The 25,486-nt window shown below is 43.9% G+C and carries 23 protein-coding genes; 11 read left to right on the forward strand and 12 right to left on the reverse strand.

Annotation, left to right across the window (positions count from 1 at the left end; translation table 11 throughout):
* Positions 1 to 210: 210 nt before the first annotated feature.
* Positions 211 to 2,493: an alpha-xylosidase gene (gene yicI / locus YK48G_RS07475; protein ID WP_203630103.1), complete on the reverse strand. Its 2,283-nt coding sequence runs from the start codon at positions 2,491 to 2,493 to the stop codon at positions 211 to 213.
* 310 nt (positions 2,494 to 2,803) lie between these two features.
* Here yicI and YK48G_RS07480 point away from each other — a divergent pair, with 310 nt between their 5' ends.
* From YK48G_RS07480 to YK48G_RS07490, 3 genes are all read left to right on the forward strand, one after another.
* Entirely contained in the window at positions 2,804 to 4,216 is a 1,413-nt protein-coding gene (locus YK48G_RS07480; RefSeq protein WP_203630104.1) for an MFS transporter, read from the forward strand.
* Positions 4,217 to 4,373: 157 nt separating this feature from the next.
* A complete protein-coding gene (locus YK48G_RS07485; RefSeq protein ID WP_203630105.1) occupies positions 4,374 to 5,531 on the forward strand; it encodes an ROK family transcriptional regulator in 1,158 nt (385 codons plus the stop codon).
* A 58-nt stretch (positions 5,532 to 5,589) separates the two neighbouring features.
* A complete protein-coding gene (locus YK48G_RS07490) occupies positions 5,590 to 7,821 on the forward strand; it encodes a beta-glucosidase (RefSeq protein ID WP_203630106.1) in 2,232 nt (743 codons plus the stop codon).
* 230 nt (positions 7,822 to 8,051) lie between these two features.
* On the opposite strand, the gene YK48G_RS07495 is transcribed toward YK48G_RS07490, so the two are convergent.
* Positions 8,052 to 9,431, reverse strand: a complete 1,380-nt coding sequence (locus YK48G_RS07495) for an MFS transporter (protein ID WP_203630123.1) — start codon at positions 9,429 to 9,431, stop codon at positions 8,052 to 8,054.
* 134 nt (positions 9,432 to 9,565) lie between these two features.
* Here YK48G_RS07495 and YK48G_RS07500 point away from each other — a divergent pair, with 134 nt between their 5' ends.
* From YK48G_RS07500 to YK48G_RS07510, 3 genes are all read left to right on the forward strand, one after another.
* Positions 9,566 to 10,666: an ArsR/SmtB family transcription factor gene (locus tag YK48G_RS07500; protein ID WP_203630107.1), complete on the forward strand. Its 1,101-nt coding sequence runs from the start codon at positions 9,566 to 9,568 to the stop codon at positions 10,664 to 10,666.
* Between the two features lie 18 nt (positions 10,667 to 10,684).
* Entirely contained in the window at positions 10,685 to 11,320 is a 636-nt protein-coding gene (locus YK48G_RS07505) for a transcriptional regulator (RefSeq protein ID WP_203630108.1), read from the forward strand.
* A gap of 406 nt (positions 11,321 to 11,726) precedes the next feature.
* A complete protein-coding gene (locus YK48G_RS07510; protein WP_203630109.1) occupies positions 11,727 to 12,311 on the forward strand; it encodes a DNA-3-methyladenine glycosylase I in 585 nt (194 codons plus the stop codon).
* A gap of 120 nt (positions 12,312 to 12,431) precedes the next feature.
* On the opposite strand, the gene YK48G_RS07515 is transcribed toward YK48G_RS07510, so the two are convergent.
* From YK48G_RS07515 to YK48G_RS07550, 8 genes are all read right to left on the reverse strand, one after another.
* Positions 12,432 to 13,229 carry an energy-coupling factor ABC transporter ATP-binding protein gene (locus YK48G_RS07515; RefSeq protein ID WP_203630110.1) on the reverse strand — a complete coding sequence of 266 codons (798 nt, stop codon included), beginning with the start codon at positions 13,227 to 13,229 and terminating at the stop codon, positions 12,432 to 12,434.
* Positions 13,216 to 14,049, reverse strand: a complete 834-nt coding sequence (locus YK48G_RS07520) for an ABC transporter ATP-binding protein (RefSeq protein WP_203630111.1) — start codon at positions 14,047 to 14,049, stop codon at positions 13,216 to 13,218. Before YK48G_RS07520 ends, YK48G_RS07515 begins: the two co-directional genes overlap by 14 nt.
* Positions 14,022 to 14,816, reverse strand: a complete 795-nt coding sequence (locus tag YK48G_RS07525; protein WP_203630112.1) for an energy-coupling factor transporter transmembrane component T — start codon at positions 14,814 to 14,816, stop codon at positions 14,022 to 14,024. Before YK48G_RS07525 ends, YK48G_RS07520 begins: the two co-directional genes overlap by 28 nt.
* Positions 14,813 to 15,418, reverse strand: a complete 606-nt coding sequence (locus tag YK48G_RS07530) for an ECF transporter S component (RefSeq protein ID WP_203630113.1) — start codon at positions 15,416 to 15,418, stop codon at positions 14,813 to 14,815. Before YK48G_RS07530 ends, YK48G_RS07525 begins: the two co-directional genes overlap by 4 nt.
* A 269-nt stretch (positions 15,419 to 15,687) precedes the next feature.
* Positions 15,688 to 16,800: a glycerol dehydrogenase gene (locus YK48G_RS07535; protein ID WP_203630114.1), complete on the reverse strand. Its 1,113-nt coding sequence runs from the start codon at positions 16,798 to 16,800 to the stop codon at positions 15,688 to 15,690.
* 270 nt (positions 16,801 to 17,070) lie between these two features.
* Entirely contained in the window at positions 17,071 to 17,589 is a 519-nt protein-coding gene (locus tag YK48G_RS07540) for a QueT transporter family protein (protein WP_203630115.1), read from the reverse strand.
* 83 nt (positions 17,590 to 17,672) lie between these two features.
* Entirely contained in the window at positions 17,673 to 18,983 is a 1,311-nt protein-coding gene (locus YK48G_RS07545; protein ID WP_232365321.1) for an NCS2 family permease, read from the reverse strand.
* Positions 18,984 to 19,118: 135 nt separating this feature from the next.
* Positions 19,119 to 19,631: a type 1 glutamine amidotransferase domain-containing protein gene (locus YK48G_RS07550; protein ID WP_203630116.1), complete on the reverse strand. Its 513-nt coding sequence runs from the start codon at positions 19,629 to 19,631 to the stop codon at positions 19,119 to 19,121.
* Positions 19,632 to 20,111: 480 nt separating this feature from the next.
* Here YK48G_RS07550 and YK48G_RS07555 point away from each other — a divergent pair, with 480 nt between their 5' ends.
* The gene (locus YK48G_RS07555; RefSeq protein ID WP_203630117.1) at positions 20,112 to 20,528 is read left to right on the forward strand and encodes a winged helix-turn-helix transcriptional regulator; all 417 of its coding nucleotides are present in this window, start codon (positions 20,112 to 20,114) and stop codon (positions 20,526 to 20,528) included.
* 151 nt (positions 20,529 to 20,679) lie between these two features.
* Here the strand turns inward: YK48G_RS07555 and YK48G_RS07560 are convergent, their stop codons facing one another.
* Positions 20,680 to 21,627: an aldo/keto reductase gene (locus YK48G_RS07560; protein WP_203630118.1), complete on the reverse strand. Its 948-nt coding sequence runs from the start codon at positions 21,625 to 21,627 to the stop codon at positions 20,680 to 20,682.
* Between the two features lie 98 nt (positions 21,628 to 21,725).
* On the opposite strand from YK48G_RS07560, the gene YK48G_RS07565 reads away from it, so the two are divergent.
* The 3 genes from YK48G_RS07565 (at position 21,726) to YK48G_RS07575 (ending at position 22,980) form a co-directional block, all read left to right on the forward strand.
* Positions 21,726 to 22,283 (forward strand): NAD(P)H-binding protein, encoded by a 558-nt coding sequence (locus YK48G_RS07565; RefSeq protein ID WP_203630119.1) that lies wholly within the window; start codon positions 21,726 to 21,728, stop codon positions 22,281 to 22,283.
* Positions 22,284 to 22,442: 159 nt separating this feature from the next.
* On the forward strand, positions 22,443 to 22,802 hold the full coding sequence (locus YK48G_RS07570) for a hypothetical protein (protein ID WP_203630120.1): 360 nt from the start codon (positions 22,443 to 22,445) through the stop codon (positions 22,800 to 22,802).
* A gap of 28 nt (positions 22,803 to 22,830) precedes the next feature.
* Positions 22,831 to 22,980 (forward strand): hypothetical protein, encoded by a 150-nt coding sequence (locus tag YK48G_RS07575; RefSeq protein WP_203630121.1) that lies wholly within the window; start codon positions 22,831 to 22,833, stop codon positions 22,978 to 22,980.
* 451 nt (positions 22,981 to 23,431) lie between these two features.
* Here YK48G_RS07575 and gtfA read toward each other — a convergent pair whose 3' ends face one another.
* The gene (gtfA, locus tag YK48G_RS07580; protein WP_203630122.1) at positions 23,432 to 24,898 is read right to left on the reverse strand and encodes a sucrose phosphorylase; all 1,467 of its coding nucleotides are present in this window, start codon (positions 24,896 to 24,898) and stop codon (positions 23,432 to 23,434) included.
* Positions 24,899 to 25,399: 501 nt separating this feature from the next.
* Here gtfA and YK48G_RS07585 point away from each other — a divergent pair.
* On the forward strand, positions 25,400 to 25,486 hold an 87-nt coding region (locus tag YK48G_RS07585; protein ID WP_203630125.1), incomplete at its 3' end, for a LacI family DNA-binding transcriptional regulator.

Genomic DNA, 25,486 nt, shown 5'->3' on the forward strand with positions numbered 1-25,486 from the left:
ATTTTATCGGCGATGTGTCGCCTAGTTTTATCTGAATTCGGTAAGGGTTGTAGTGGATTATCCACTTCTTAACAGTTGTCATCAATTACAAAACTAAGATTTTATCATCATAACCAAGCCAACAAATCAGTCTGCTCCAAACGATCACACCAAAAAGGACGATCTCAACAACTCAAACGGTTGTCAGGATCGTCCTTTAATTTACTCACCTTAAATTGTGAACGTAGATTCTTCACCATTCATCACAAATTCTTTAACTGTCCCATCCGCATGAACCAAGACTTTCGACTGTCCCTTCAATCCTTTAGTCGCAATTGTCAGCTGATCGTTTTGCCGGCTGACCGTCACAGCGCCAGCATGGGCACCGTGTTCGTCCACGACTCGGGTTGAAACTTTGGCGCCGTCGGCAATTTCATAACAGTTGATGTCTGGCGCATCGGTGTAGTCGTACTCGGCGTGTGTTGCATTTGGATTACGTAAAAGTACGCTGCTTTCGCGAGCCAATAATGGCAAGTTTAGGTTGTCGTAGTGTTCGCTCAACCATTCGCCGCCCTTTGAAATTTCATAGTGCTTTTCTGTAAGGATGTTGGTCCATTTACCAGCTGGCAGGTAATACTTAACATCGCCCTCTGCGTTGAAAATCGGCGCCACCAGCAAGTCGCTGCCCAACATATATTCGTGTTCCAGGAAGTAGGTGTTGCGGTCGTCGGTGTATTCCAAGAAGACAGGCCGCATCAGTGGGGTGCCGGTTTCGTGGGTATTAACCGCCTCGTTGAACAGGTAAGGCATTAAGGATAACTTCAAGTCGACGAATTTGCGGGTATTTTCAACGGCTTCTTCGTCAAACAACCACGGCACCTTGTACTGAACGCTACCATGATAACGGGAGTGTGACGATAATAAGCCAAACTGGGTCCAACGTTTATACAAGTCTGGCGTCGCATGTTCTTCGAAACCGCTGATGTCGTGGCTCCAAAAACCAAACCCGGAAACTAAGAAGGAGAGGCCCCCGCGAAGCGAATCGGCCATTGACTTGTAGCGGGAAAGGTTGTCGCCACCCCAATGAACTAGGAACTTCTGTGAGCCAACCGTAGCTGACCGGGCAAAGACCACGGCTTGGTCAGCCCCCTTTTCCTGCTTCAGTAAGTCGTAGACGGCTTCATTGTACTGGTAAGTGTAGTAATTATGCTCCCGCTTTGGATCTGAACCATCAAAGAACACGGCGTCTTCGACTGGGATGCGTTCGCCAAAATCAGTCTTGAAGCAGTCAACGCCCATATCTAAGAGGGCTTTTAGCTTGCTTTGGTACCACTTAACAGCTGCTGGATTGGTAAAATCAACGAAGCCGTTGCCAGCTTGCCAAAGGTCCCACTGCCAAACGTTGCCGTCTTGGCGTTTAATGAAGTAGCCATTCTTGCGCCCCTCTTCAAATAGTGGTGATTTTTGGGCAATGTATGGGTTGATCCAAACACAGACCTTAATCCCACGGTCGTGAATCTTTTTGATTAGACCTTCTGGATCGGGAAATTGTTCTGGATCCCAGGCGAAGTTGCACCACTCAAAGCCCTTTTGCCAGAAGCAGTCGAAGTGAAAGACATCGAGGGGGATTTTGCGGTCCCGCATGCCGTCGATAAACTTCATGACGGTTTCTTCACGGTAATCAGTGGTAAATGAGGTTGACAGCCAAAGGCCAAATGACCAAGCCGGCGGCAGAGAAATCTGCCCGGTTAGGCGGGTGTACTTATTTAACACATCTTTAGGCGTCGGCCCATCAATCACGTAATACTGCAATGATTCGCCTTCGACACTAAATTGGGTGCGGTCAACATTTTCTGAAGCAACCTCAAACGAAACTTTCTCAGGCTGGTCGACGAAGACACCGTAGCCTTCGCTGCTGAGATAAAACGGGACGTTTTTATAGGCCTGTTCGCTGCCAGTGCCGCCGTCCCGATTCCAAATATCGACAGATTGGCCGTTCTTGACAAGCGAAGTGAATCGCTCGCCCAGGCCGTAAATCAATTCATCAACCCCCATGGAAAGCTGCTCACGCATGTAGTGCTTATTGGATTCCTTATCATGGATGACGCCCTCAGCTTTCTCCATCGACTTAGTGATGACCTTGTCGTCGTGGAGAAAGTCGAGTTCAAAGTTGGCTTTAAACGGTACTTTGGCAGTTAATGAGCCTGATTGAAAGGAGAGTTCATGCTCACCGGTTTGGATGGTAACTGCCGGATGCTCGTTTTCTAATTGAAACGATGGGCCGGGATTGTTTTGGTCAAAGTGGGTGAGCTTAACGCCAATCACGCCTTCGACCGGTGACGTGAGCTTAATGGTTGTCATCCCTAAGTTTAGTTCGTCATTACGATCGTTAATTTTATTAAATGGCGCGTACAGCGTTAATGAATCGGTCGTTTTGCGATAATCAAAGACTTCTTTGGGTGACTGGATCTCGTATTGCGGTCGGGTCAGCCAATAACCATCAGTAAACTTCATAATTGGACACCTCTAGTTTGTATTTGAAAGTTGAATTTATTAATTGTCACCAATAGTGTAATCGGCAAGCTTTAAAATGTCAACGCTTTCAATTAATCAAATTACAAATCAATAGGTTATAAACGCCTGGTTATAAGGCGAGATTGATATATCAAAATAAGTTTGATTAAACAGATTGACTTATGGAACCGGTTACAATATAATTCAATTCGAAAGTTGAATTTATCAATATCAAAAATGGCCAGCGTAAAGAATGAACGCGCAAGCGATTATTTTGTGAAACCGGCCTAAATCATACGAGGTGTTCATTATGAATCAAACAGTTTCTAACGGTGATGAGTCAAAAGTCAAACCGACGGCCGTCGCTAAGAACATGGTGCCATGGAGTGAACGATTCTCTTATAGTTTGAGTGATTTTGCCTGTAACTTATCGTTTCAAATGGTCGGAACTTACTTAATGATCTTTTATACTGATACGTTTGGTATCAGTGCCGCAGCGGTTGGAACACTATTTTTGGTTGCTCGGATCGTTGACGCGTTTGACGGGCCGTTTTGGGGTATTATGATTGATCACACCCATACCAAGTGGGGCAAGAGTCGGCCCTACTGGTTATGGTTCTCGATTCCGTTTGCGGTCTTCTGTGTGTTAGTCTTTACGACGCCAAACCTCAGCTTAACTGGGAAGTTAATTTGGACCTATGTAACCTACATTGGCGTTGATGTTTTGTATTCGGCAGTTAACATTCCAATTACTTCGATTTTGCCATCATTAACCAGTAACCCACAGGAGCGCGTCACTTTGTCAACGATTCGGCAGTTTATGGGAACGGCCGGCGCTGCCATTATTACCGGGATTACCTTAACGATGGTAGCCTTCTTTGGTGGCGGTTCGACGACTAGTGCTCATGGCTGGTTTATCTGGGCACTGATCGTTGGGATTGTGGTTGTTTTAATTTTTGCGGTGGTATTCAAGAACACCAAAGAACGGGTGCAAACTAAGAGCTCTCGTCAATCAATTCCCATTAAGGATTCATTGAAAGCGTTGAAGAAAAACTGGCCTTGGGCAATCATCATTTTTATCAACTTTATTTATTGGATGGGCATGCAGACGAGGTCACAAGTCACAGTTTATTTCTTTAAATACAATATGAATAATGCCGGCTTGGCGTCGTTTGTGCTGAGCTTGCAATTTGTTTCGCTGCTGGCGGTGGTGCTAACACCGTTGACTTCTAAATTAATTGGTAAGCGAAATACAATGTTAGCAGGGATGATTATGGCCGTTGCTGGCCAATTACTGTTGAGTGTTGGCGCCACTCACTTGAGCGTGACGATCATTATCATTGCGACAATTGTTGGCTACCTTGGAACCGGATATGTTTCTGGTTTGATTGCCGTGATGTTGGCCGATGCCGTGGATTATGGTGAATGGAAAAATGGTGTCAGAGCAGAAGGAATCGTTACTTCATTTTCAAGCTTTAGTGCCAAATTAGGCATGGGCATTGGCGGCGTAATCACGGGCTGGATCTTGTCAATAACTGGTTATGTGGCCAACAAGACCCAATCCGCAGCCTCTCTGCATGGAATTGAAATGAACTATATCTGGGTCCCATTATTAGGATTCGCCCTTTCCGCGATCGCCTTAATGTTCTATCATGTTGATAGCATTGAAAAGAAGATGCAAACGGATTTAGCGGAAAAACATCGAAGGGAAAACGAAGAGTGAGCGTAGCAAAGCGGTTAGAAAGTATCTAGGCTAAACGCTTCGTACAGTTGCCATTGCACGCTCAATTAGGTAATAAAGCATGCTCATGAAGTACCTCGACTGCCTATGCAAACCCTTCTCCCAATCCACCTTGCATCAGAAAAGTGAGCAAATAACAATGATCATTAACAAAGAAGTCATGCGCAACCACAATGAACGATCGGTTCTTCAAGCGATTATCAATAACGGACCGATTTCTCGAAACGAAATTTCAAAGCGATTAGGACTTAACAAGATGTCGGTCTCAGATATTGTTGGGACATTTATTGACCGGCAGTTAGTTAATAGTCTTGGTGAAGACAAGTCGACTGGGACAAGTGGCAGAAAGCCTGAGTTAGTTGAGTTTAATGCCGCATACGGCTATGTCATTAATTTCAGTATTTCGGGTCATGAATTGGAAATGCTGGTGACTAAGCTGGATGGGCGGACGCTAGAGCACAGTACTCAGCCAATCAAGCGACAAGCGATCTCTGATATCGCCCTTATGATGGAAGAACAGATTAATCAGCTGCCGAAATTTGATTCGGTCAACGGGTTACTGGCGCTCTCCATTGCAGTCTTTGGCGTTGTGTATGATGGTGAAATTGTAACGTCGCCGTTTATTGACTACGATGACTTTGACTTAGTGGGCTTTTTCCGAGACAAATATGCGGTTCCCGTCATCCTAGAGAACGAAGCGAACTTATCAGCCATTTTTGAACAGGATTTTAGTAAACAGGAGTTACAAAACATCATTTCGGTTAGTATCCACGAAGGCATCGGGGCGGGAATTATCTTGAATACCCAGTTATATACGGGGAATTATGGCCAAGCCGGCGAAATTGGCCGGATTATCATCCAAGATACAGGCAAAAAAAAGCGTCGGCTGGCAGCTTTGCCAAGCTTTGATGCGGAATGGTCACAAACTAAAATCATTGAGAAGGCCGCTACGTTAAAGAAACAGGATGACTATTCACTTGAAACGTTAGCAGTTGATTACAATCGACGGGATGCAGAAATTCTCAATTTGATTGATGATTTTTGTTATCATCTGGCAATCGTAACGGCTGATTTAATCGCGGCTTATGACCCACAGATGGTCTTCTTTAATTCACCTTTAATTGACCAGATCCCAGAAATTTTGAAGAACATTCAAATGAAGCTGGCCTTTATGCCACTTGTCCCACCATTAGTGATGTCCAAAGACGTTAACTTGGCGACACTGCTTGGCGGGGCGTCAATGGCCATTCACCGGGCGTTGAATATGCAGGGAGTCAGATTAATTTTTCACCATTAATAGCCAAGATTTCATAAATTTAAATGATGATGTCAATAAATTGGAAGTGAGTAGAATTATGAAAATTGATCGTCAATTAATTGATCAATTAACCTTAACCGAAAAAGCGGCCCTAGTGTCGGGAAAGAATTCTTGGTATACCGCAGCAATTGACCGGTTGGGGTTGGCAGCGATGATGGTTGCCGATGGGCCGTCTGGATTGCGGAAGCAACTAGGCTCGCCAGACCAAACCAGCATCAATGACAGCGTTGAGGCCGTGTGCTTTCCAGCGTCGGCGCTCACCGCTTGCTCATTTGACCGAGAACTTTTGAATCAGCTTGGTCAACATCTGGGCGACGCCGCTAGAGCTGAGAAGCTGGGAATTGTACTGGGGCCGGGAGTTAATCTAAAGCGCAGTCCATTGGCCGGCCGGAACTTTGAGTATTTTTCCGAGGACCCTTATTTGGTCGGCGAACTTGCTTCAGCCTACGTTCAAGGCGTCCAATCAAAAGGTGTCGGGGTTAGTGTCAAACACTTTGCGGCCAATAACCGAGAGAATCGCCGTTTTACGTCATCGTCGAACATGGACGAACGGACACTGCGCGAACTTTATTTAACCGCGTTTGAAAAAATTGTCAAACAGGCTCACCCGGCCACCTTAATGTGTTCTTATAACGCTATTAACGGTACCCTCAATTCACAAAACCATCGGCTGTTAACCGACATTTTGCGTGATGAGTGGGACTACCAGGGATTAGTCATGTCCGATTGGGGAGCTGTGGCTGACCACCCGGCAGCCATCAAAGCCGGTTTAGACTTAGAAATGCCCGGCAAAGGGGCCGCTTCAGTAGCTGAGGTCGTGGCCGCCGTTAAGCAGCATGAGTTATCAGAAAACGATTTGGATAAAGCTGTTGGGCGGGTCTTGAAAATGCTCGCTAATTGGGCGCCTGACCCAACTAGCCCCAGCATTTCATATGATATGGATGAGCAGCACGAATTTGCCCGTAAACTAGCCGCGGCTAGTTTCGTGTTACTGAAAAACGACAACGATGGGTTGCCAATTAACGATGGGGATAAACTGGCCGTTATCGGTGAGTTGGCTGAACATCCCCGTTATCAAGGCAGTGGCAGTTCGCATGTGAATGCGCATCGTTTGGTAACGCCTTTAGAAGCTATCCAAAAGGCAAAGCCCGACGCTACGTTTGCGACTGGCTACAAACTTGCCGACGACCAGGTTGATGCAACTGCCATTTCAGCGGCAGTCACAGCCGCCCGGGCCGCTGATAAAGTGGTTATTTTCGCCGGTTATCCAGAGCAGGTAGAATCGGAAGGCTTCGATAAAACCAGTATTGATTTGCCGGCCAATCAAGTTCAATTGATTCATGCGGTAAGCCAAGTTAACGCTCACGTGATTGTTGTGCTTCAAAATGGGTCAGCGGTGCGGTTGCCATGGATCAGCCAAGTGGCCGGGGTTTTGGAAACTTACTTAGCTGGCGAAGCGGTCGGTGAAGCGACTTGGGACGTGTTATCCGGTAAGGTCAATCCAGCCGGCAAACTAGCGGAGACCTTCCCACTGCGGTTGGAAGATACGCCGAGTTACCTCACGTTTAACGCGAACCTTGATGATGAAAATTATCGGGAAGGCCTATTTATGGGCTATCGCTACTATGATAAAAAGAAACAAGCCGTTCAGTTCCCATTTGGCTTTGGCTTGAGCTACACGACGTTTGAGTATCACGATCTTCAATTAAAAGTAGTCGGTGATCGCGTTATTGGCAGCGTTCAGGTTAAGAATAGCGGTTCAAGAACGGGAGCCGAAGTGGTTCAAATATATGTTGGCAACCGGACTAGTCAAATTGAGAAACCAGAGAAAGCCTTGGCCAACTTTGTGAAAGTGACGCTAAGGCCACAAGAAGCCCGAACCGTTAACTTTGAATTAAATCAGCGGGCGTTTAGTTGGTACAATCCTAAAACGCCGGGCTGGCAGGTGGATAACGGCCAATATGACGTTCTAGTTGGCTCAAGTAGTGCTGATATCCGATTATCTGGAACCGTCGAATTAGATTGGCAACCAGCTAAGCGATTGCCGGTTGACCAACGGACTTATATTGGCGACTTGCTGAAGCGGCCTGAATTTTTAGCGGCTGTCAAGCAGGCGGGACTGGCACCGATTTTTGATAAAATTTCAATTGATAAAACCGATCCAACAGCCAAAATGTTTCAAAACATGCCATTGAGAGCTGCCATCACGATGGGCGTGCCACCGGCAAAGATCGAGCAATTAATCAAAGTGATGAATCAGGCACTTTGAGGAAAAGGGCTTGAAGCCAGTTTTTGCCGAAGACCCCCGGTGGCAATTAGGCTTAACGATTTTCTATTAGCGTAACCATTCAATAATCAAATAATCCATAGTCACCTCGTCGAAGAAACGTTCGAGGCGACTATGGATTATTATGTAAAAAGAGATAACTGTGAATTTAATCAACGTTACTCTTGGCATAACCATGGATTATCAGTAAGCTCGTGACAGTTATTAAGCAATCATTTTAAAGCTGGTTGCTTGGCTTTTTTGATACTAGGATGACTTACCATAAAATCAATCGTAAGAATCAGAAGCACTAAGACCATTGCAACTATCCAATTATACAGAATGCCTTTTTGCAAGTTAGGAGTCGTTTGGTTGATTAAAGTTGAACCGATAGCGGTACCACTGGCAATGGCAATATTTTGAATCATCCGTTGTAATGAACCAATTGCGCCTTGATGCGTGCTAGATCCAGATTGCATAATCGTTGCAATATTGGCTGGCTGAAAGTAACCACCACCGATTCCAAATAAAAATAGACAGCCAGTAATAATTGCTGGCCAGTGAGTGTTGACGAGCACTAAACTGATAAAAGCTAACGCAATGATAATGAGCCCCCAACGGCTAAACGTTTGACTTTTAGTCCCATCATTTTGGTTACCAGAGATCCGTGAAAAAATAACTAATCCTGCTGGGGCGCCAAGGACTAATAATCCCGTTGTTCCAACGCCGATGTGCATGATTTTTTCAAAAAGAAATGGTGGGATTAAAAAGATAATTGCCGACGTAAAGCCAAAAACGGCGGTTTGCAATAAAAATAGCCAGATTTTAGGTGTCTCAGAAAATAAGTGAAAGTCAATCAGTGGATTGTTTGACTTGATTTCAAAAAAATAAAAGCCCAATGCTAAACCAACGCCGCAGGTAATGAGGATAATGGCTAACTTAAAATCAGATGACTTGCTTAGAAATGAAAAGCCCGCTAACAAGCAGATAATCATTAGCGCATTGATGATGCTGCCCAATAGGTCAAATTTATTTCGAGTAGTACTTTCATGAACCTGGTTAAGCAAGCGTTGATTACAAATAATCCCTAAAATTGCGAAGGGGACATTCAGCCAAAAGATAAGCTGCCAAGCATTTAAGGCTAATAGAAAACCGCCAATCGATGGTCCTAGAATTGGGCCTAAGCCAATCATAATTCCCAATATTCCTAAAGCACTTGAAATCTTATCCTTGTCCATAAGGGTTGTAATTAGGGCGGCTGATGTTGACTGTAAGGCGGCCGCACCAATTCCTTGAATGATACGAAAAATGATTAAGCTCAAGATATTGGTCGCTAAGCCACACAAGATTGAACCAAACCCAAATATTAACAAACCGGCTAGGGATACTTTGAGCCGTCCAACTCGATCACTTAAATAACCGAGCGGCAAAATCAATACTGCTAAGCTGGTGGTGTAGCCTACAACGCTCAACGCAGTCGTACTCGTCGTCGATTGAAATTGGTGTTGTAAAAAAGGCAACGCGACATTAATGATGCCAGTGTCCAATGTTGAAAGCAGCATCCCTAATCCGGCCACAATGATAATCAAACGATTTTTTGTTTGACCAGCCATGATATGGGTATTTGTATTTGTTTTACGAGTCACGAATCGTAATCCTCCTTGAATTATTGTGATTTCATGATAGGATTAACTTGCATCACAATCAAACGATTCGAGAATTTTGAAATCGAAGGGAGGGGATGTCCATGACGATTAAGATTAATTTTGGCAGTTATGCGATGCAAACTAACGAGACGCTAACCCAACGAGTTCAGTTTGTGTATTCACCACTGAATGAATTGTTTAGAAGCTTACATGTGCTTTTAAATCCCCGTCACCATGGCCTAAATATTGATTGGGCATTGGCAGCCCGGCAGTCACTAACGGATGCGTTTTTTGACCAATTGCATTATTTTGAACTGATTTACGAGTTAGGTGTGCCACCAATTTTCTTTAATAACTTTGAAAATTTAACAAATGATTTGGATGAAGAAATCGATAATTTAACTCAGTTTCTCACTCATGAAAATCCAAAGGTTGTTTGGAACAGCTTGGAGCAAGTGGCTCAGCAACGAGAGAATCAGTTTATCCCCAAGCTTGCTAAAGGGCTGGAATGGCGAGACTACCAGCCAACCAATTCTCGGCAATTATTAACTGACTTGCGGACAAAGCCCCAAGAGGTTTATCGTCATCTATTAGCGTTTATTGAAGATTATCGACAAAAGGTTTTTGACAAAACTTGGTCAGATCGTTCATTGAGTCAATTTCTGATTAATGAAATCAAGGCGCAGTCAAAGTATTTAAGAGACCATGGCTTCGTGCATCTAATCAACCACTTAGAAGTTGATCGACTCCATTGGCAGCAAAATCAATTGTTGGTTACTAAGCCATTTGATCAGCAAATTAATTTGGGAAATCACGATGTTATTTTATTGATGCCCAGCTACTTTGTCTGGCCGCATTTATTTGTTGACCGCTTTGAAGATGGCGTGACGATTACGTATGATGCCCTTAATAAAATCAAAACGAAAGTGAATCCAGATGAACTAGCCCACATATTTAATGCCTTAAGCGATCCCATACGGTTGCGGATGATGAAGTATTTATCCGATGAGCCTTTGACAACCCAGTCATTGGGACAGATTATGACAATGAGCGCCTCAACCGTTTCTCATCATCTAAAGCTGTTAAAACAGGCTAAATTGGTCGCAACACAAAAAGACCATAAATTTGTTCTATATTCACCGACAAATTTAGTTGATGATCTGATTCCCGGGTTTTACGCATATTTAAATCAATTGGATTAATTAAGGAGATGCTTAAGGATGATGTCTGAGCAACTGTTATCAGTTTTAAGTTGTCAGCGATTTTTAACGTTAAATGAAGTTTGTAAGGAGATTAACTTAGATTGTCAGATTGGTCAGAATCAACTAGGGGTTTTAGAAAAGCAGCAAATAGTTGAACGTCGTTTTTTTGCAGGCCGAAACTATTTTAGATTGACTAGATCAGTTGAGACAATCTCAAATCTTGGAACGAAAGTATGGGGCAGGCTATCTCGACGAAAGTCAGCTGTTGCAATTGGTCAGGCTCGAACGTGTTATCACCATCTAGCCGGAAAGGTTGGCGTGAGATTATTTCAATTGTTAATCCAAGCAAATCTGGTTAGGAAGCTGACGCCAACCAAATATATTTTGACTGAAGTTGGTAAACAACGGTTAAGCCATTTTTTAGCTGAACCAATTCATCAAACTCAAGTTCAAACTTGCATTGATTTTTCCGAGCGCCTGCCACACTTAGCGGGGAGTTTAGGAACCAAAATGTTGTCCAAATTGGTCAAAACAAATGTTGTAACATTAGCGCCTAATCGACGAGTGAGGGTGAATGTTCCCTTAGAGCGCTGGTTTGAAGATCACTTAGGCTCAGACGGTCGTGAAACGCCTAGCCTACCTGGCGCTTTCTAAGCGCCTGGCTTCGCTCACTGATAGGACAGCTGCGCAAAGCAGGGATCTGCGCGTAAGCACCTCAGCCAAAAATTCCAGGCCCGGGAATTTCTGCCTGAGGAGCCTTACACTCCGATCCCTAACCGCTTTGCTCCGCTCACTTATGTAGGACAGCTGCGCAAAGCAGAAAGCTGCGTGCAAGCCTACTTGCCCAAAAATCCAAGCCCGGGATTTCCGGCCAAGTAAACTTACACTCCGCTTTCTAAGCGCTTTGCTTCGCTCACTTATGTAGGACAGCTGCGCCAGGCAGAAACTTCCATATAAGCACCTCTCACAAAAATCCCAGGCCCGGGGATTTCTGTGAGAGGAGACTTATATTCCAGTTTCTAAGCGCCTGGCTTCGCTCACTATTTTTAGGAGGAATCTCTTGAAATCAGACCTAATAAGATGTTCATGGGCCAATACGGATAATGAGCTCATGAGAAATTACCATGACAATGAGTGGGGCCGGCCCTGTCACGACGACCAGAAGCTCTTTGAGTTGTTATCATTAGAAATTATGCAAGCGGGTTTGAGCTGGCAGACGGTTTTAAATAAACGGTCAGCCTTTAAAGACGCATTCGTTGATTTTGATTATCTTAAAGTGCAGTCGTTGGAACCCCAGCTGCCTCAGTTATTGGCAAATGCGCAAATCATTCGCAATAAGCGTAAAATTCTAGCGATTATTGCAAATGCAAAAGTGATTGCCTCGATGGCGTCACAGGGAACGACATTCAATCACTATCTTTGGTCGTTTGTCAATCAAACGCCGATTCAACACCATTATCGATCACACGAGGAGATTCCCAGCACGACTGAAGTTGCTAAACAAATAAGTAAGCAAATGAAGCTGGCTGGATTTAAGTTTACCGGTCCAGTGGTCATTTATTCCTTTATGCAGGCAGCAGGCTTAGTGAACGATCATGAAACGGGATGCTTTTTGTATCAAAAGATTGCCCATGACGCGGGCTAATTAAATGGAGCGGATTCTTAACCAAAACGGCAACTGCGTTATCTAGGAGCTGTAATTAAACTAAAGTGGTTATCATTGCCAAAACAAGGGCATTGATAACCACTTTTTAATTATTAAACGTTATTTTGAATGTTGCCGGTAGTAATCTTCAACGGATAAATAGGGACGAGAATCACCCAACTTTTCAGCGATTGTCATTATTTTGGGCGGCAGTAAGCCAACTTCTTGAATCAAAGACCGATTACTAAAGAAGGCTTTTGGGGTGCCGGAAAACTTGAAATGGCCGTTTGCCATGACGCTGAGTGACTCAAATTCAGCAGCTGCCCAGTCCATATCATGAGTGATGGTTATGATTTGATGGCCAGAAGCAGCAAGTTGATGAAAAATTTTTGTCATCATTTGTTTGCTATACCAATCCAAGGACATCAGCGGCTCATCAAATAAGTAAACTAATGGATCGACTGCTAGCACCGTGGCAACGGTGAGGCGTTTCCGCTCAGATAAAGAAAGATCGTATGGATTCTCACCAGCTTGCTGCTCAAGGCCAACCTTTGCCAACGCGGCCTTGGCCTTAAGCGTTATTTGTTGTTTATTGGCCATGACTTGTGAAAGACTCCACTCAACTTCTTTTTGAGCGGTTGCGTTGAACAGTTGGTCGTCAGGATTTTGAAAGGTAATGCCAATCAATTTGAGGCGTTGCTTTGGCGTTAGGTCGCTTAATTCTTGGTGATTAATCTTGATTGACCCTGAATCAGCGGTTAACAACCCCGTTAAGAGTTTAAAAATGGTAGATTTCCCAGCGCCGTTTTGACCAACTAAGGCAATTAATGAGTCTGACAGGACTTGATGGTGAATGGCAAGCCGAAATGACTGCTGAGGGTATGTGTATTGAAGCTGCGTTAATTCAATTTGTGGCATGGATAGCCTCCCTTAGTTCCTGAAAGTTAACTGGAAAATCGCTGGTTGGCAATCGCCAGTTCATTTTTTGCGCCAGTTGAAATGAAGTTGGCGCTGGAAGCTGCCAGTTGGCGGATAGGTGATTGAAAACTTGGTGGGGAGTTCCCTGAGCAACTAGGTGGCCATCTTGGAGAACCCAGATAAGATCTGCAATTTCGCATAAATCATCAATTTCATTTGAAACAATAAAGGTGGTCGCCTTAACGCCTGCCAACCAGTTGAAAAACTGCTGCCGGCCAACGGGATCCATTTCACTGGTGGGGTCATCCAAAATTAGTATCTGGGGGTCGGTGGCAATCGCACTTGCAATTGCCAGCCGTTGTAGTTGACCGCCGGATAAGCTTTCTGGATGTTGGGTGAGTTGGGCGGTTAAGCCCATTTGCATCGCAGCTTGATTTACCCGTTTGGTGATGACGGCTTCTTGAATGCCTTGGTTAATTAAATCAAAGGCAATTTCATCAGCAACGGTATCTGCTAACCCGCTAAGTTGGCCAGCTGGGTTTTGGAGAACAACACCGGTGAGCTGGTTGTAGGCAGGCCAATCATCGACTGGCGAGTGACCATTTAATGTGTAAGTGCCACTGACTTTTGCTGAAATGATGGTTGGAATGACGCCTGATAGCACCTGGCATAACGTGGTTTTGCCGGAGCGGCTATTGCCAACAATGCCAATGATTTGACCAGAGTCAGCCTGGGCCGTCATTTGCTTTAACTGAGGAGCGGTGCTGCCGGGATACTTAACGCTGAGATTTTTTAAAGAAATAGATTGATTTTTGACCATATCTGCCACCCGATTAAAAGAATTGCGATCATTGTTAAGCTAATGTGAGCCAACGGTGCCAATCGATAATGATATGGGGTTGCCAAGGCCCGGCGTTTTGGATTATTAAATCCGCGCAGCTGAAGTGAAATTGATCGTTCCATTGATTGATCAAGGGTTTTAATGACTAACGGAATCAAAACTGGCAGGATCGATTTTAATTTTTGCATTAATGTTTTTTGGGGGTTGGTTCCCCTAACTTTTTGGGCCATTTGAATTTTATGCATGTTGCGCATCATTTCAGGCAAAATGTAGCACACGGACATTAAAAGATAAATCGTCCGATACGAAAGCCCGGTTTGCTCTAAATACTTGGCATTTTCCGAAATACTGGTGGTCACCATGAAAAAACCGGTTGATAGAATAATTACGAGAACCCGGGATCCCAAAGTAGCTGCGTAAATGATGCCTTCTTTGTAAAAGTTGACTCCCAGTATGGTTAACAGGACGACTTGATTTTTACTATAAAATAATCCTTGAATAACCAGCATTGTTAAAATTAAAAACAGGCTGAATCCTAAGGCTTTAAGCGTTGTTGGGCTTACTTTTGAAAGCAATAATAGCAGGAACGTTACGGAAATAAAACCAGCTTCGAGTAACAAACGATGGGTGCTAAAACTTAACAGGGAAAAGTCTAAGATCATGAGCAGTTTGGTAATTGGATCAATCGTGTTATACCATCTGGGCTTTGGATGAGAATTTTCTGACAGAATGCGTTGATCGGTCATTGTTGATCATCTCCAAAGAAGCGCACCATGCGTTGAGGGAGCTGACGGTAAATGAAAAATGCTAAGTAAGCAACACAAACTTTGTCAAGAATATCTAGGACAAACTCATCGATAAATGACGCAAGCCAAACCGGAGCGTGATTGGCCACTAACAAGGCAAACAAAGAATCTCCCCACGCAATCCCCGTTTGGCCGCCCCAAAAGATAACGTTCAGCGGCGTTGAAATGACCGCGGACACGATTGCGATAATCAGTGCGGAGACAAACACCCGGCTAGCTGATGAGAACCACCCCTTGGCGTGAAGCACCCCCACCGCAACGCCAATGCCAATACTGGTAATGGCGTATACTGTAGAAATCGGTGATAATGTCAGGCCGTAAATGACGTTGTTAATAAAACCGCTAATGGCGCCGGCAACGGGTCCTGCGAGCATGCTGGCTAAAAAAGTGCCCAGGGACCCTAGCCAAACGGGCAATTTTAGCCCTTCGGCCAGGGCCTTGGCGACATAATTAATCCCAACGGCAGCCGGAATTAACGTCATTGTTGCGGTTGTTAACTTGAACCGCCAAATATTTGCGTGATTAAGCCCTTGCATTTTCATATTGGTCTCCTTTGAAATTTATGATAGATTTGTCTAAAAGTATCTTTTACTTTAATTTAAAAGTAAAAGATACTTTTAAATTAGCCTTATTCTACAATTTCTTATGAAAAAGTCAAGCTAGAACGCCCACGGGAAAGGGACGTGCAGTTGGTTATTTGAAAGCCCAATGCTATGAGCGATAAAAAAGCTTATCAGTTAATTGGAAGCAGCCAAACTGATAAGCTTTGGTAGTTTTTAAGGGTTTGATATTAGATAAACAAGTTCAAGCCTTATTCTCTGAACTCATTTCCTTGATAGTCCGAACTATACTCATCGACAGCCTTAATGGCGGCAAAAACGTCGTCTGGCGTGATAGCGGTTGGCATGTATTTCATCGTGTCGTTCTGATCACATGCTTGGGTGGCAACTTTCATCAAGTCTTCGTCGGAAGCATCGCCGAGGTGCAGGTCGGCTAATGTAGTTGGTAAGCCGAGCTTCAAATCAAAGTCTAAGAACTTCTTGAAACGCTGCTTGTCACTTCCGTCTAAAATAAGTTCCACCAGGGTGCCATAAGCGACCTTTTCACCATGGGTTAAGTGGTGAATGTCACCTGATAAAGCGGTAAAGCCATTGTGAATGGCATGAGCCGCTGCCAGGCCACCACTTTCAAAGCCTAAGCCGCTAAGTAGGGTATTAGCTTCGACGACTTTATCCAGTGCCGGGGTGGCAACGTGTTGCTTATTAGCGGAAATAGCAAGTTCACCATATTCAAATAAAGTGTCTTCACAAGCTTGGCCGATTGAGCCGGCAACGATGGTTTGCTTGGCACCGAGCATGTTATCGGCATTTGCAATCCGAACGTCAGTCGCTTCAACGTTGGTTGCCAAGGCATCAGCCATGCCAGAAATTAATAAATGAACTGGAGCACCTGAAATGACTTTAGTATCAAGTAAAACAATTTCTGGATTCTTTTTGTAGAAACGATAGTGGTCAAATTGCCCATCATCCGTATAAATGACTGAAAGTCGTGAACAAGGGGCATCGGTTGACGCGATGGTTGGCGCGATCATCACGGCAATCCCCAAGTTGTCGGCAATTGCTTTAGCTGAATCAGCAGTCTTTCCACCGCCAAGGCCAATGATGATTTGGTCTTGGCTGTCCTTGCCGATTTTAGTGACCCGATCAATTTCGGTTTCGGATGCTTCACCATTGAAAGTGACTAAGTTCACATCAAAGCCATTTTTTGCTAAATAGTTGTTAAAATCATTGCCAACAATTTTAAGGACGGTTGAATCACTGAGTAGTAATACCTTTTTGCCGTACTTTTCAATATAAGCTGAACTATCGAACAATTCACCCGGACCTTGAATATAGGTGCTAGGACTTGCAAATAATTCTGTCATAATAGAAAACCTCCTATAAAGATAGTGAGCGGAACAAAGCGCTTAGGGATCGGAGTGTAAGGCTCCTCAGGCAGAAATTCCCGCGCCTGGAATTTCTGCTTTGCGGAGCTACCAGGTCATTGTGATTAATTTCACCCACACCCCTAGTATACGTGATTCGGAAGCGGAAACAATAAATTGTTTTGAGAATTTTGGACAAATAAAAAATCCTACCAGCTTGATCAAAACGATCTAGTTGGTAGGATGAGATAATCAGCAATTCAATTCAGGTTACTTGGAAAGGTCATACCTTAAATTAATCAGGTAAAGCACTACCGCGCCGATAGTCATTGTGACAAATTCACCAATACCGGCAGTGAGGTAGGTTCCCCAAAATGTAGGCCAGAATGCAGAGTGGCCAATAATTGCAATTTCAAAACCGATAATGAACATGTAGAATGTCCCAATCAAAACGGAAGCAATCAGCTTGTTTACAAGTGACTTCATGTGCTTAGTCACCAAGTAAATCGTTACCAAGTTGATGAGCGTTTCAAAGGTCCCCACTACCATATCGATGGCCCCATTAGGTGACATGATATTTGTAATAAAGCAAGCCAAAGTAATGGCGACGATGTAACGCTTGTTAAAGGGAACCAAGTTGTTCAATCCTTCGGAAAAGCGGAATTGAACCGGTCCGTAACTTACGGCTGCAAAGACCATCGTTAACACGATGTAGAGGGCAGCGACAACGGCAGCCTTGGTTAAATCAAGTACACTGTCGATGCCGAGAAAATTAGTCTTAGAATTCATAATAAATTCCTTCCTTGTAAATTATTCAGTTGTCAAAGCAACTCTCTAACTTTACCGCTTTTCAGGGGCGAGGTCAAAAAAATTTAGCGATTTAAGATCCAAAGGAAAAAGACAAAGACGATTGCCAACCCGTACATCATCGCGCTGACTTCTTTGCCCCGCTTAGCTGCAATCATCGTAATGGGATACGTGATAAAGCCAAGGGCAATCCCATCGGCAATACTATACGTAAATGGCATGCCAACCAGGGTAATAAATGCCGGGGCCGCGATTTCAAATTGTTCCCAATGAACATTTTTGAGTGATTGGGCCATCAAAATACCAACAATGATTAAGGCTGGTGCGGTAACTTGGCTGGTAATAACGGTCAATAGTGGTGAAAAGAAAGTTCCTAAAATAAAGAGAATGCCGACCACAATGGCGGTAAAGCCGGTTCGACCACCCACGGCAATGCCAGCAGACGATTCAACAAAGGCGCCCATTGGGGATGTCCCTAACAGTGAGCCGGCTAACATGGTGGACGAGTCAGCAATCAATGCGCGGCCAATTCGGGGAATTTTATTGTTTTTAATGAAGCCGGCCTGTTCAGCCAGGCCAACCAAAGTGCCGGCTGTATCAAAGAAGGTCACTAGCAAAAACGTGAGGACGACGACAATTAATTGAAGCGAGTTAATATTGCCGACATGGGTCAAAGCAACGCCAAACGTAGGCGCCAAACTTGGCATTGCGGCAACCCATTGATGAGGCAGCGGAATAAGCCCCGTTGCCATTCCTAAAATTGCATTGAGAACCATACCGATAAAAATTGCGCCGGGGACCCGCATGCTCATCAAGATGATCGTCACAATTAGGCCAAAAATTGTGAGCCAAGTCGTTCCCACTCGAAAGGAGCCTAAACTGACCAACGTATCTTTGTTGGCTCGAATTAGGCCACCATCATTCATCCCAATGAAGGCAATAAATAAGCCGATACCACCACCAATTGCGGCTTTTAGGTCGGCTGGAATCGAATCAATAATTTTTTCCCGCAGTTTCAAGGCCGTCAAAATCATAAAAATAATTGAGGCCACGAAGACGCCGGCCAAGGCAGTTTGCCAAGAAACTTTCATGCCAATAACAACCGAGTAGGCAAAAAAAGCGTTGATGCCTAAACTAGCTGAAATCGCAATGGGATAATTTGCCAAAAATCCCATTAAAAAGCAACCAAAAGCAGAAGCCAAAGCGGTGGCCGTAAAGACTGCGCCTTTATCCATCCCGCTGACGCCTAAAACATTGGGATTCACGAACAGAATGTAAACCATTGAAACAAACGTTGTAATTCCGGCGATGATTTCAGTTCGAAAATTTGTTTTCCGGCCCTCGAAATCAAAAAAGTGGGCAATTGAAGTTAACATTAATAATAGCGCTCCTATCGTTCGGATATAAATAAAAAAGAACAAGTTTCTACTCTTATTATAGTAGAAGCTTGTTCAATATGCGAATCAATTATGCATAATTGGCGGAATCGTTTATATTAATTCCCCAGTCGGTTAATTGTTTTTCAAGGTTGCTAACATCCCAGCGTTAAAATCAGCTAAGTCATCTGGTGTTCGACTGGTTACCAAGTTGTTGTCGATAACTACGGATTGATCCTTTACCCGAGCGCCAGCGTAGTAAAGGTCTGGTTGAACGGTTTGGTAAGAAGTCATGGTCCGACCTTCGACTAAGCCGGTTTGGATAAATAATTGGGGACCGTGGCAAATGGCAAAGGTAGGTTTGTCTGCCAACAAGAAAGCTTTGACAAAGTTCACAAACCGCTCATCTGCCCGCAATTGATCTGGAGAAAAACCGCCGGGAATCAATAGGCCGTCAAAATCATCGGGGGAAACATCTGAAATTCCTTTGTCGGCAGTAATGGCAACCCCGTGTTTGCCGGTAATTTTGCTACCAGCTTGATTTTCAATAACGACTACGTCATGACCAGCTTTTTTGAGTGCCTCAACTGGGGAGGTAAATTCAATGTCTTCAACATCATTGGTGACAATTACAGCAACTTGACTCATAAATTCTCTTCCTTTCTTGTTTCAGCATGGTTTCTATTTTATACTTGGTATTAATTTGATACAATAACGCACTTTAAGGTGCCTTGAATAAGTGAGCGGAGCAAAGCGGTTAGAAAGCGGAGCCTAAGCTTGCTTGACCGGAAATCCCGGGTTTGGATTTTCGGGCAAGCAAGCTTAGGTGCAGCTTTCTGCTTTGCGGAGCTGTCCTAATCTAAATAATGGTGAACCAGAAATCCCGGGTTTGGATTTTTGGGCAAGTCGGCTTAGGTGCAGCTTTCTGCTTTGCGGAGCTGTCCTAATCTAGATAATGGCGAACCGGAAATCCAAGGTTTGAATTTTTGGGCAAGTCAACTTACACGCAGCTTTCTGCTTTCTGGAGCTGTCCTAATCCAAATAAAAGAGAAAAACCAGGCCGTTATCACTCGGGATTACCATATGCCGCCACTTCACCCAGTCACCTAACGCGAAAGGAAAGATTTTATGACTGATATTATCAGAAAAGATGTGAGAGATCGTCTTCAAGACGGCGATTTTAGCTGCTCAAAAGAATTAACCCTCTCAATGTTTAGCGGTAAATGGAAAATTGTGATTTTGTTTCATTTGAACATGGATGGGGCTTATCGATTTAACGAATTGATGAGGTTAATGCCCAAAGTGACTCATAAGGTTTTGACTAATCAACTGCGGGAGATGACAGAAGACGGCCTGATTTCTCGGGAAGTGATTAATGATTCACGAGTAAAAGTAATTTATCGAATTACAGAGTTAGGCCGTTCTTTGATGCCAATTATTCAGCAAATGTACGAGTGGGGCGAAAAACGCATTAAAGAGTTACAAATCGAACCCAATTTTAACGTGGAACCGGTGAAGAGCGCCCGAGATGGTGAAGTTGAATAGAATAAGTATACAAGCCGTTTAGCTAATTGAACTCTGTGATATAAGCGACCTAATAAAAAATCCCCAGACTGGGGACTTTTAGGATGACTTTGGTGTCGAAAGCTAAGCCAATGACGCTCCATCAGGTGGGCTTTTAGTTGTTTGACGCTACCTACGATAGTTTGAACGCGTTATCTATCCGGTTATATTCTTCATCCGATAGGACAATGTTCATTGCTTTGGCATTACTTTGGACTTGCTTGGGATTTTTGGCACCGGGGATGACGACTGTAACATCTGGGTTCTTGATATACCAAGCCAATACAATTTGGGCAATTGTGGCGTCGTGATTATCCGCAATTGGTTGAAGGCTCTGGGCTGCTTCGGTAATGGCCCTAAAACGGCTGCCAGAGAAGTTCGGGTCGGCCTTTCTCAAATCACCATCTGGAAAATCAACTGGCGTACCATCGTACTTGCCGGTCAGTAGGCCTGATGCTAGCGGGAAGAACGGGACAAATGAGATATGTTCTTGTCTCAAATAAGGAAAGAGTTCCTTTTCAGGCTGGCGATGAACCAGGCTGTATTGGTCCTCAACAACGTCAACTTGATGATTCTTGTTGGCTTCTTTTAACTGGGTCAAAGAAAAGTTAGAAACGCCAATCGCCCGAATCAGCCCCTGCTGTTTAAGTTCGTTTAGCGCGGCGACGGCTTCGTCTTTTGGTGTCTGGTCATCTGGAAAATGAATATAGAAAATATCCAAGTAATCTGTTTGCAGTCGTTGCAGACTATCTTTGACAAATCGCTTTAGGTCTTTTGGGTCGTTGCTAATGGCCGGATTGCCCGCATTGTCGACGATCTGGGCCCCCTTGGTAGCGATTGTGATTTTAGAACGATCGTAGTCTTTAATGACTTGACCAATCAACTCTTCGGATCGGCCGAGACCATAGGCATAAGCGGTATCTAGTAGCGTAATCCCGCTATTTAAAGCTGCCCGAACTGAGTCCATCCCAGTTTCTTCATTGAGATTTGGAAACAGATTGTGACCGCCGACAGCATTAGTACCGAAGCCAAGTGGCGTTGACGATACGTTGGTTTTACCAATTGTGATGGTTTGAGACATCTTTCATCCTCCTTTGATTTCCTAGTGCAGATATGGTACATATTAATTATGATACACACAGAAAAAATAATAAACCATTTAGGTTAGGAAGTTTTCCCTTGAAAAAACTATTGTGTTTAAATGAAAATCATCCGGTCGTGGCCGCCTTACATCAGCGGCTGATAGACGACACCACGATTCATTTGCAAGAATTGACCAGCAACTTTCAAGATTCAAGTGCCTATGTTAAAGTCTTGCCGGCCGTTAACTGGATCTTAGCTGCCCTAGGGCCTAATGACGTTGATCTAGATTTTGAAGCCTTATTTGCGGGAATTGATGAAGTCCAGCCGCCAATCAGCCATTTTGTGATGCTATCGTATGCTGGAATTGACGATGAATTAAATCAGCAGCCGGTTTACCCGGGGGTTAAAGATTTCAAAGAGTTTATAAAACAGCAAAGATATGCAGTAAAAATTGTTGATGAGGCCGAAATTCCGTATTCTGTTATTAGGTTGCCCAGAGTAGTCACCCAAGTTAGTGCTAATTATCGATTATTTAATGAAGGGCAAAAAATGCCTAATGGACATATTTCAGCGAATATAGTTGCGAGATTGGTATTAAAGGCATTTAAAGACAACCAGTTTGTAAATCAATCAATTGGGGTTATTAACGGCTAAACCGTTGATGTGTGGAAAGCACTTGTGCAAATCAGGAATCACGTGTAAGCATCTTTTCAAAAAATTTTAAGCCTGGGAATTTCTATTAGAGAAATTGCTGCTCTGGTTTCTAACCGCTTTGACTCGCTTGTTTTATTTAGAACAGAGAGGAGTGATCGTATGGCAATTAAATTAGAACCGGATCAAATTAAGGTGTTAAAAGCACAATTGGATGAGGCCAATAAGAATTCTCACTTTGTTATCATCCAAGCACTTTCCAAAAAGGAGCACGCCAATATTCGGATGGTAACCGACTGGCAGAATTATTTGAGCATGAAAAGTTCAAATGAAGATAATTTTCAGTTTGAAGTCATTCGGGATATCCTGCCAATAACCGATAATTTAGTTTATTGGGCGGTTGCTCAACAGCGTTTGCATTCGGCCACGCAAAAGGGGGAACCCGATGAGCAGGTAGTTGACGACTTGGAGTACTATACTAATAAAGTGATGGCAGAAAATAAGCTTAAAGTGCAAAGCTAGCAAATCAATAATTGGGGGGTAGTGATTAATGAATCCAGAAGATACTGCCAAATATGTCGATTTGGCGATGAAGAATTTGCATTTTATCAAACTTCAGCGAGAAAACGTGACTTCAGAGGTTCAACGGTTGATGAATCACCTCTCAATTGATGATGTAGATAAGCAGCTAAGGAAGTAATCATTCAAAGTTGGTGAGGTAAGCAAGATGGGTTTTGCCTGCCCAATCAAAGCAGTGAGTTTAGTCAACCACTTCTGACTAAATTCAGAAGCGTGTGAGCATTGGAATACCACGATTTGCATAGATACCGCCAGCTTAGTTGGACAATCGCAGTTATCTGAGTAGTGGCCAATATCGACAATAGTTATGTTTCTGGGCGTTTTGCCCGTGTATTAGGACAGCTGCGCAAAGCAGAAGCTTGCACCTAAGCCATCTCGGCCAAAAATCCAAGCCCGGGATTTCCGGCCAAGATAACTTAGGCTCCAGCTTCTAAGCGCTTTGCTTCGCTCACTGATTTAGGACAGCTGCGCCAGGCAGAAAGCGGAGTATAAGCACCTCGGACAAAAATTCCAAGCCCGGGAATTTCCGTCCAAGGAGCCTTATACTCCGCTTTCTAAGCGCCTGGCTTCGCTCACTTTTTTGATGTAAAAAGTTGCTGCCAAGGCTTTGAGGCGGATTGAGTTGCGACCGTGAACGCTTTTGTTTTGAGATTTGCGCTGAGGCGGGCCGTTGTTTTACCATCGGCTGACGTTCGGTCAATCATAATGGCTGACTTGCTCGGCTGTTCAACTCGAATTTTGCCGTCAAGGTCAAATGCAGTACTCGTATTCCTAAACCGTAATAACGCAAAGAGGTCCTTGACGACTGATCGCTTAGTTTCTTGGTCGATTTCAGCCAACGGATAATAATGGCGATTGATATTGCGGCCCTCCTTGGTTTCTTCCAATAATTCCAAGTCATTTTTGCCGGCGAGTAAGCCCACATAGTAGATTTGCGGAATTCCAGGTGCAAATATTTGGATAGCCCGGGCCAGTAAATAGGCGGAGTCGTTATCGCCTAGGGCAGAATAATAAGTCGTATTAATCTGGTAGACATCCAAGTTATGGTAAGCGGTACTTGAATAAACCCGCTTCACGTTGGCGCCGACTTTATACATTTCTTCTTTGGTGTAATCCAGTTCATCAGCGGATAAAATATCTTTGCCGTCGACCACCCCGATGCCGTCATGCGTATCTAGGGTAGTGAATTGATGCATTGGGCTTTGCCTGAGCCAATCTGTTAATCGAGTAGCATCCCCTGAATAAAGACTGTAAAGGGTTACGATCGGGAGCGCAAAATCGTAGCTAAAGTAGCCATGAGCCGTCAGTTTACGAACAATGTGGTAATTTTCGTGAATTTCAGGCAATAAAGTGGTTCCCTTAGGTGCAGTGATCTGATTGATCTGGTTGAGAAGGTGCCAAATTTCAGGTTCGACGAAGAAGTCATTGGTATCTAATTTTTTAACCGCATAAGCAAACGCATCGAGGCGGATGATGGCAGCGCCATTTTTCATTAGAAAGGTCAACGTGTCCTTGATGAAATCTTTGGTGACTTGTTTTGTGACGTCAAGGTCGATTTGATCCTCGCCAAATGTGTTCCAAACTTGGTCTTTTTGACCATCTGCGAACGTCACTTTTTGAACAGGTGCCTTGGGCTTTCGCTTGTAGATCAAATCGATGTCTTTTTGGGTTGGCCGGCCTGCTGGCCAAAATTCATCCCAATGAATAAACATGTCGCGGTATGTTGAGCGGTTGTGATCTTTGAGAAAATCTTGAAAGTAACTTGAATGTTTGGAAATATGGTTGACCATAAAATCAAACATTAAATAATACTTTTTTGCTAAAGTTTGGATGTCTTGCCAGTCGCCAAACTTTGAATCAACTTGTTGATAATCAACTGGAGAAAAGCCACGGTCACCAGCAGACGGGAAAAATGGTAGGATATGAATACCGCCAACTACGCCATCAAGGTAGTGGTTAAGGACGGCTTGTAAGTCTTTGAGGTTGTTTCCTAAACTGTCTGGATAAGTAATGAGCATTGCTTGATTGGTTAATTTCATGAGAGGTTCCTTTCATAGTGAATAAAGATTAGCGGCTCAAGGATCGAGTTTAACTGTTCGGGCCAAGCGAGTGTCAGGCTGGTTGCTAAAACGAGTTTTGTCAGATTAAAGGTGCTAGGGAATCCTAAAGACGGTTGGCTGGTCACTTAAATTGGCGATGCTTACTTTGCCAACCGTGAACTTTTTCCAGAAGCTCACGTGATCAAATCGAAAGATTACATCGAAATAACCATGCTGAAAATTGACCCATTGGTGGGCGCAAAAAAAGTGGCACGCTACCAGCTATACCAACGGTTACCATGACGGCATTCCAGCGCCAAGCAGGTTGAGGTGGCTTTAAGTTCATCAAAAATGTTTCCAATTAAATGGAACCCTTTCACGGATTCTATCATACAGGTTATCTTTTCTTATATCAATCGATTGACACAAATCAACATTCCGATAGCGAAAAAAGTGGAATGTGGTATACTGAATGAGAAAAAATGACAAGGAGACGGGCAAATGCAGCTGAAATTATCAGATGTGGCCAAGCTGGCCGGTGTGTCAACCACGACAGTTTCACGCGTAATTAACAATCGCGGCTACCTG

Origin of the sequence: Lentilactobacillus fungorum (assembly GCF_016860605.1) — a bacterium.
Taxonomy (GTDB): Bacteria; Bacillota; Bacilli; order Lactobacillales; family Lactobacillaceae; genus Lentilactobacillus; species Lentilactobacillus fungorum.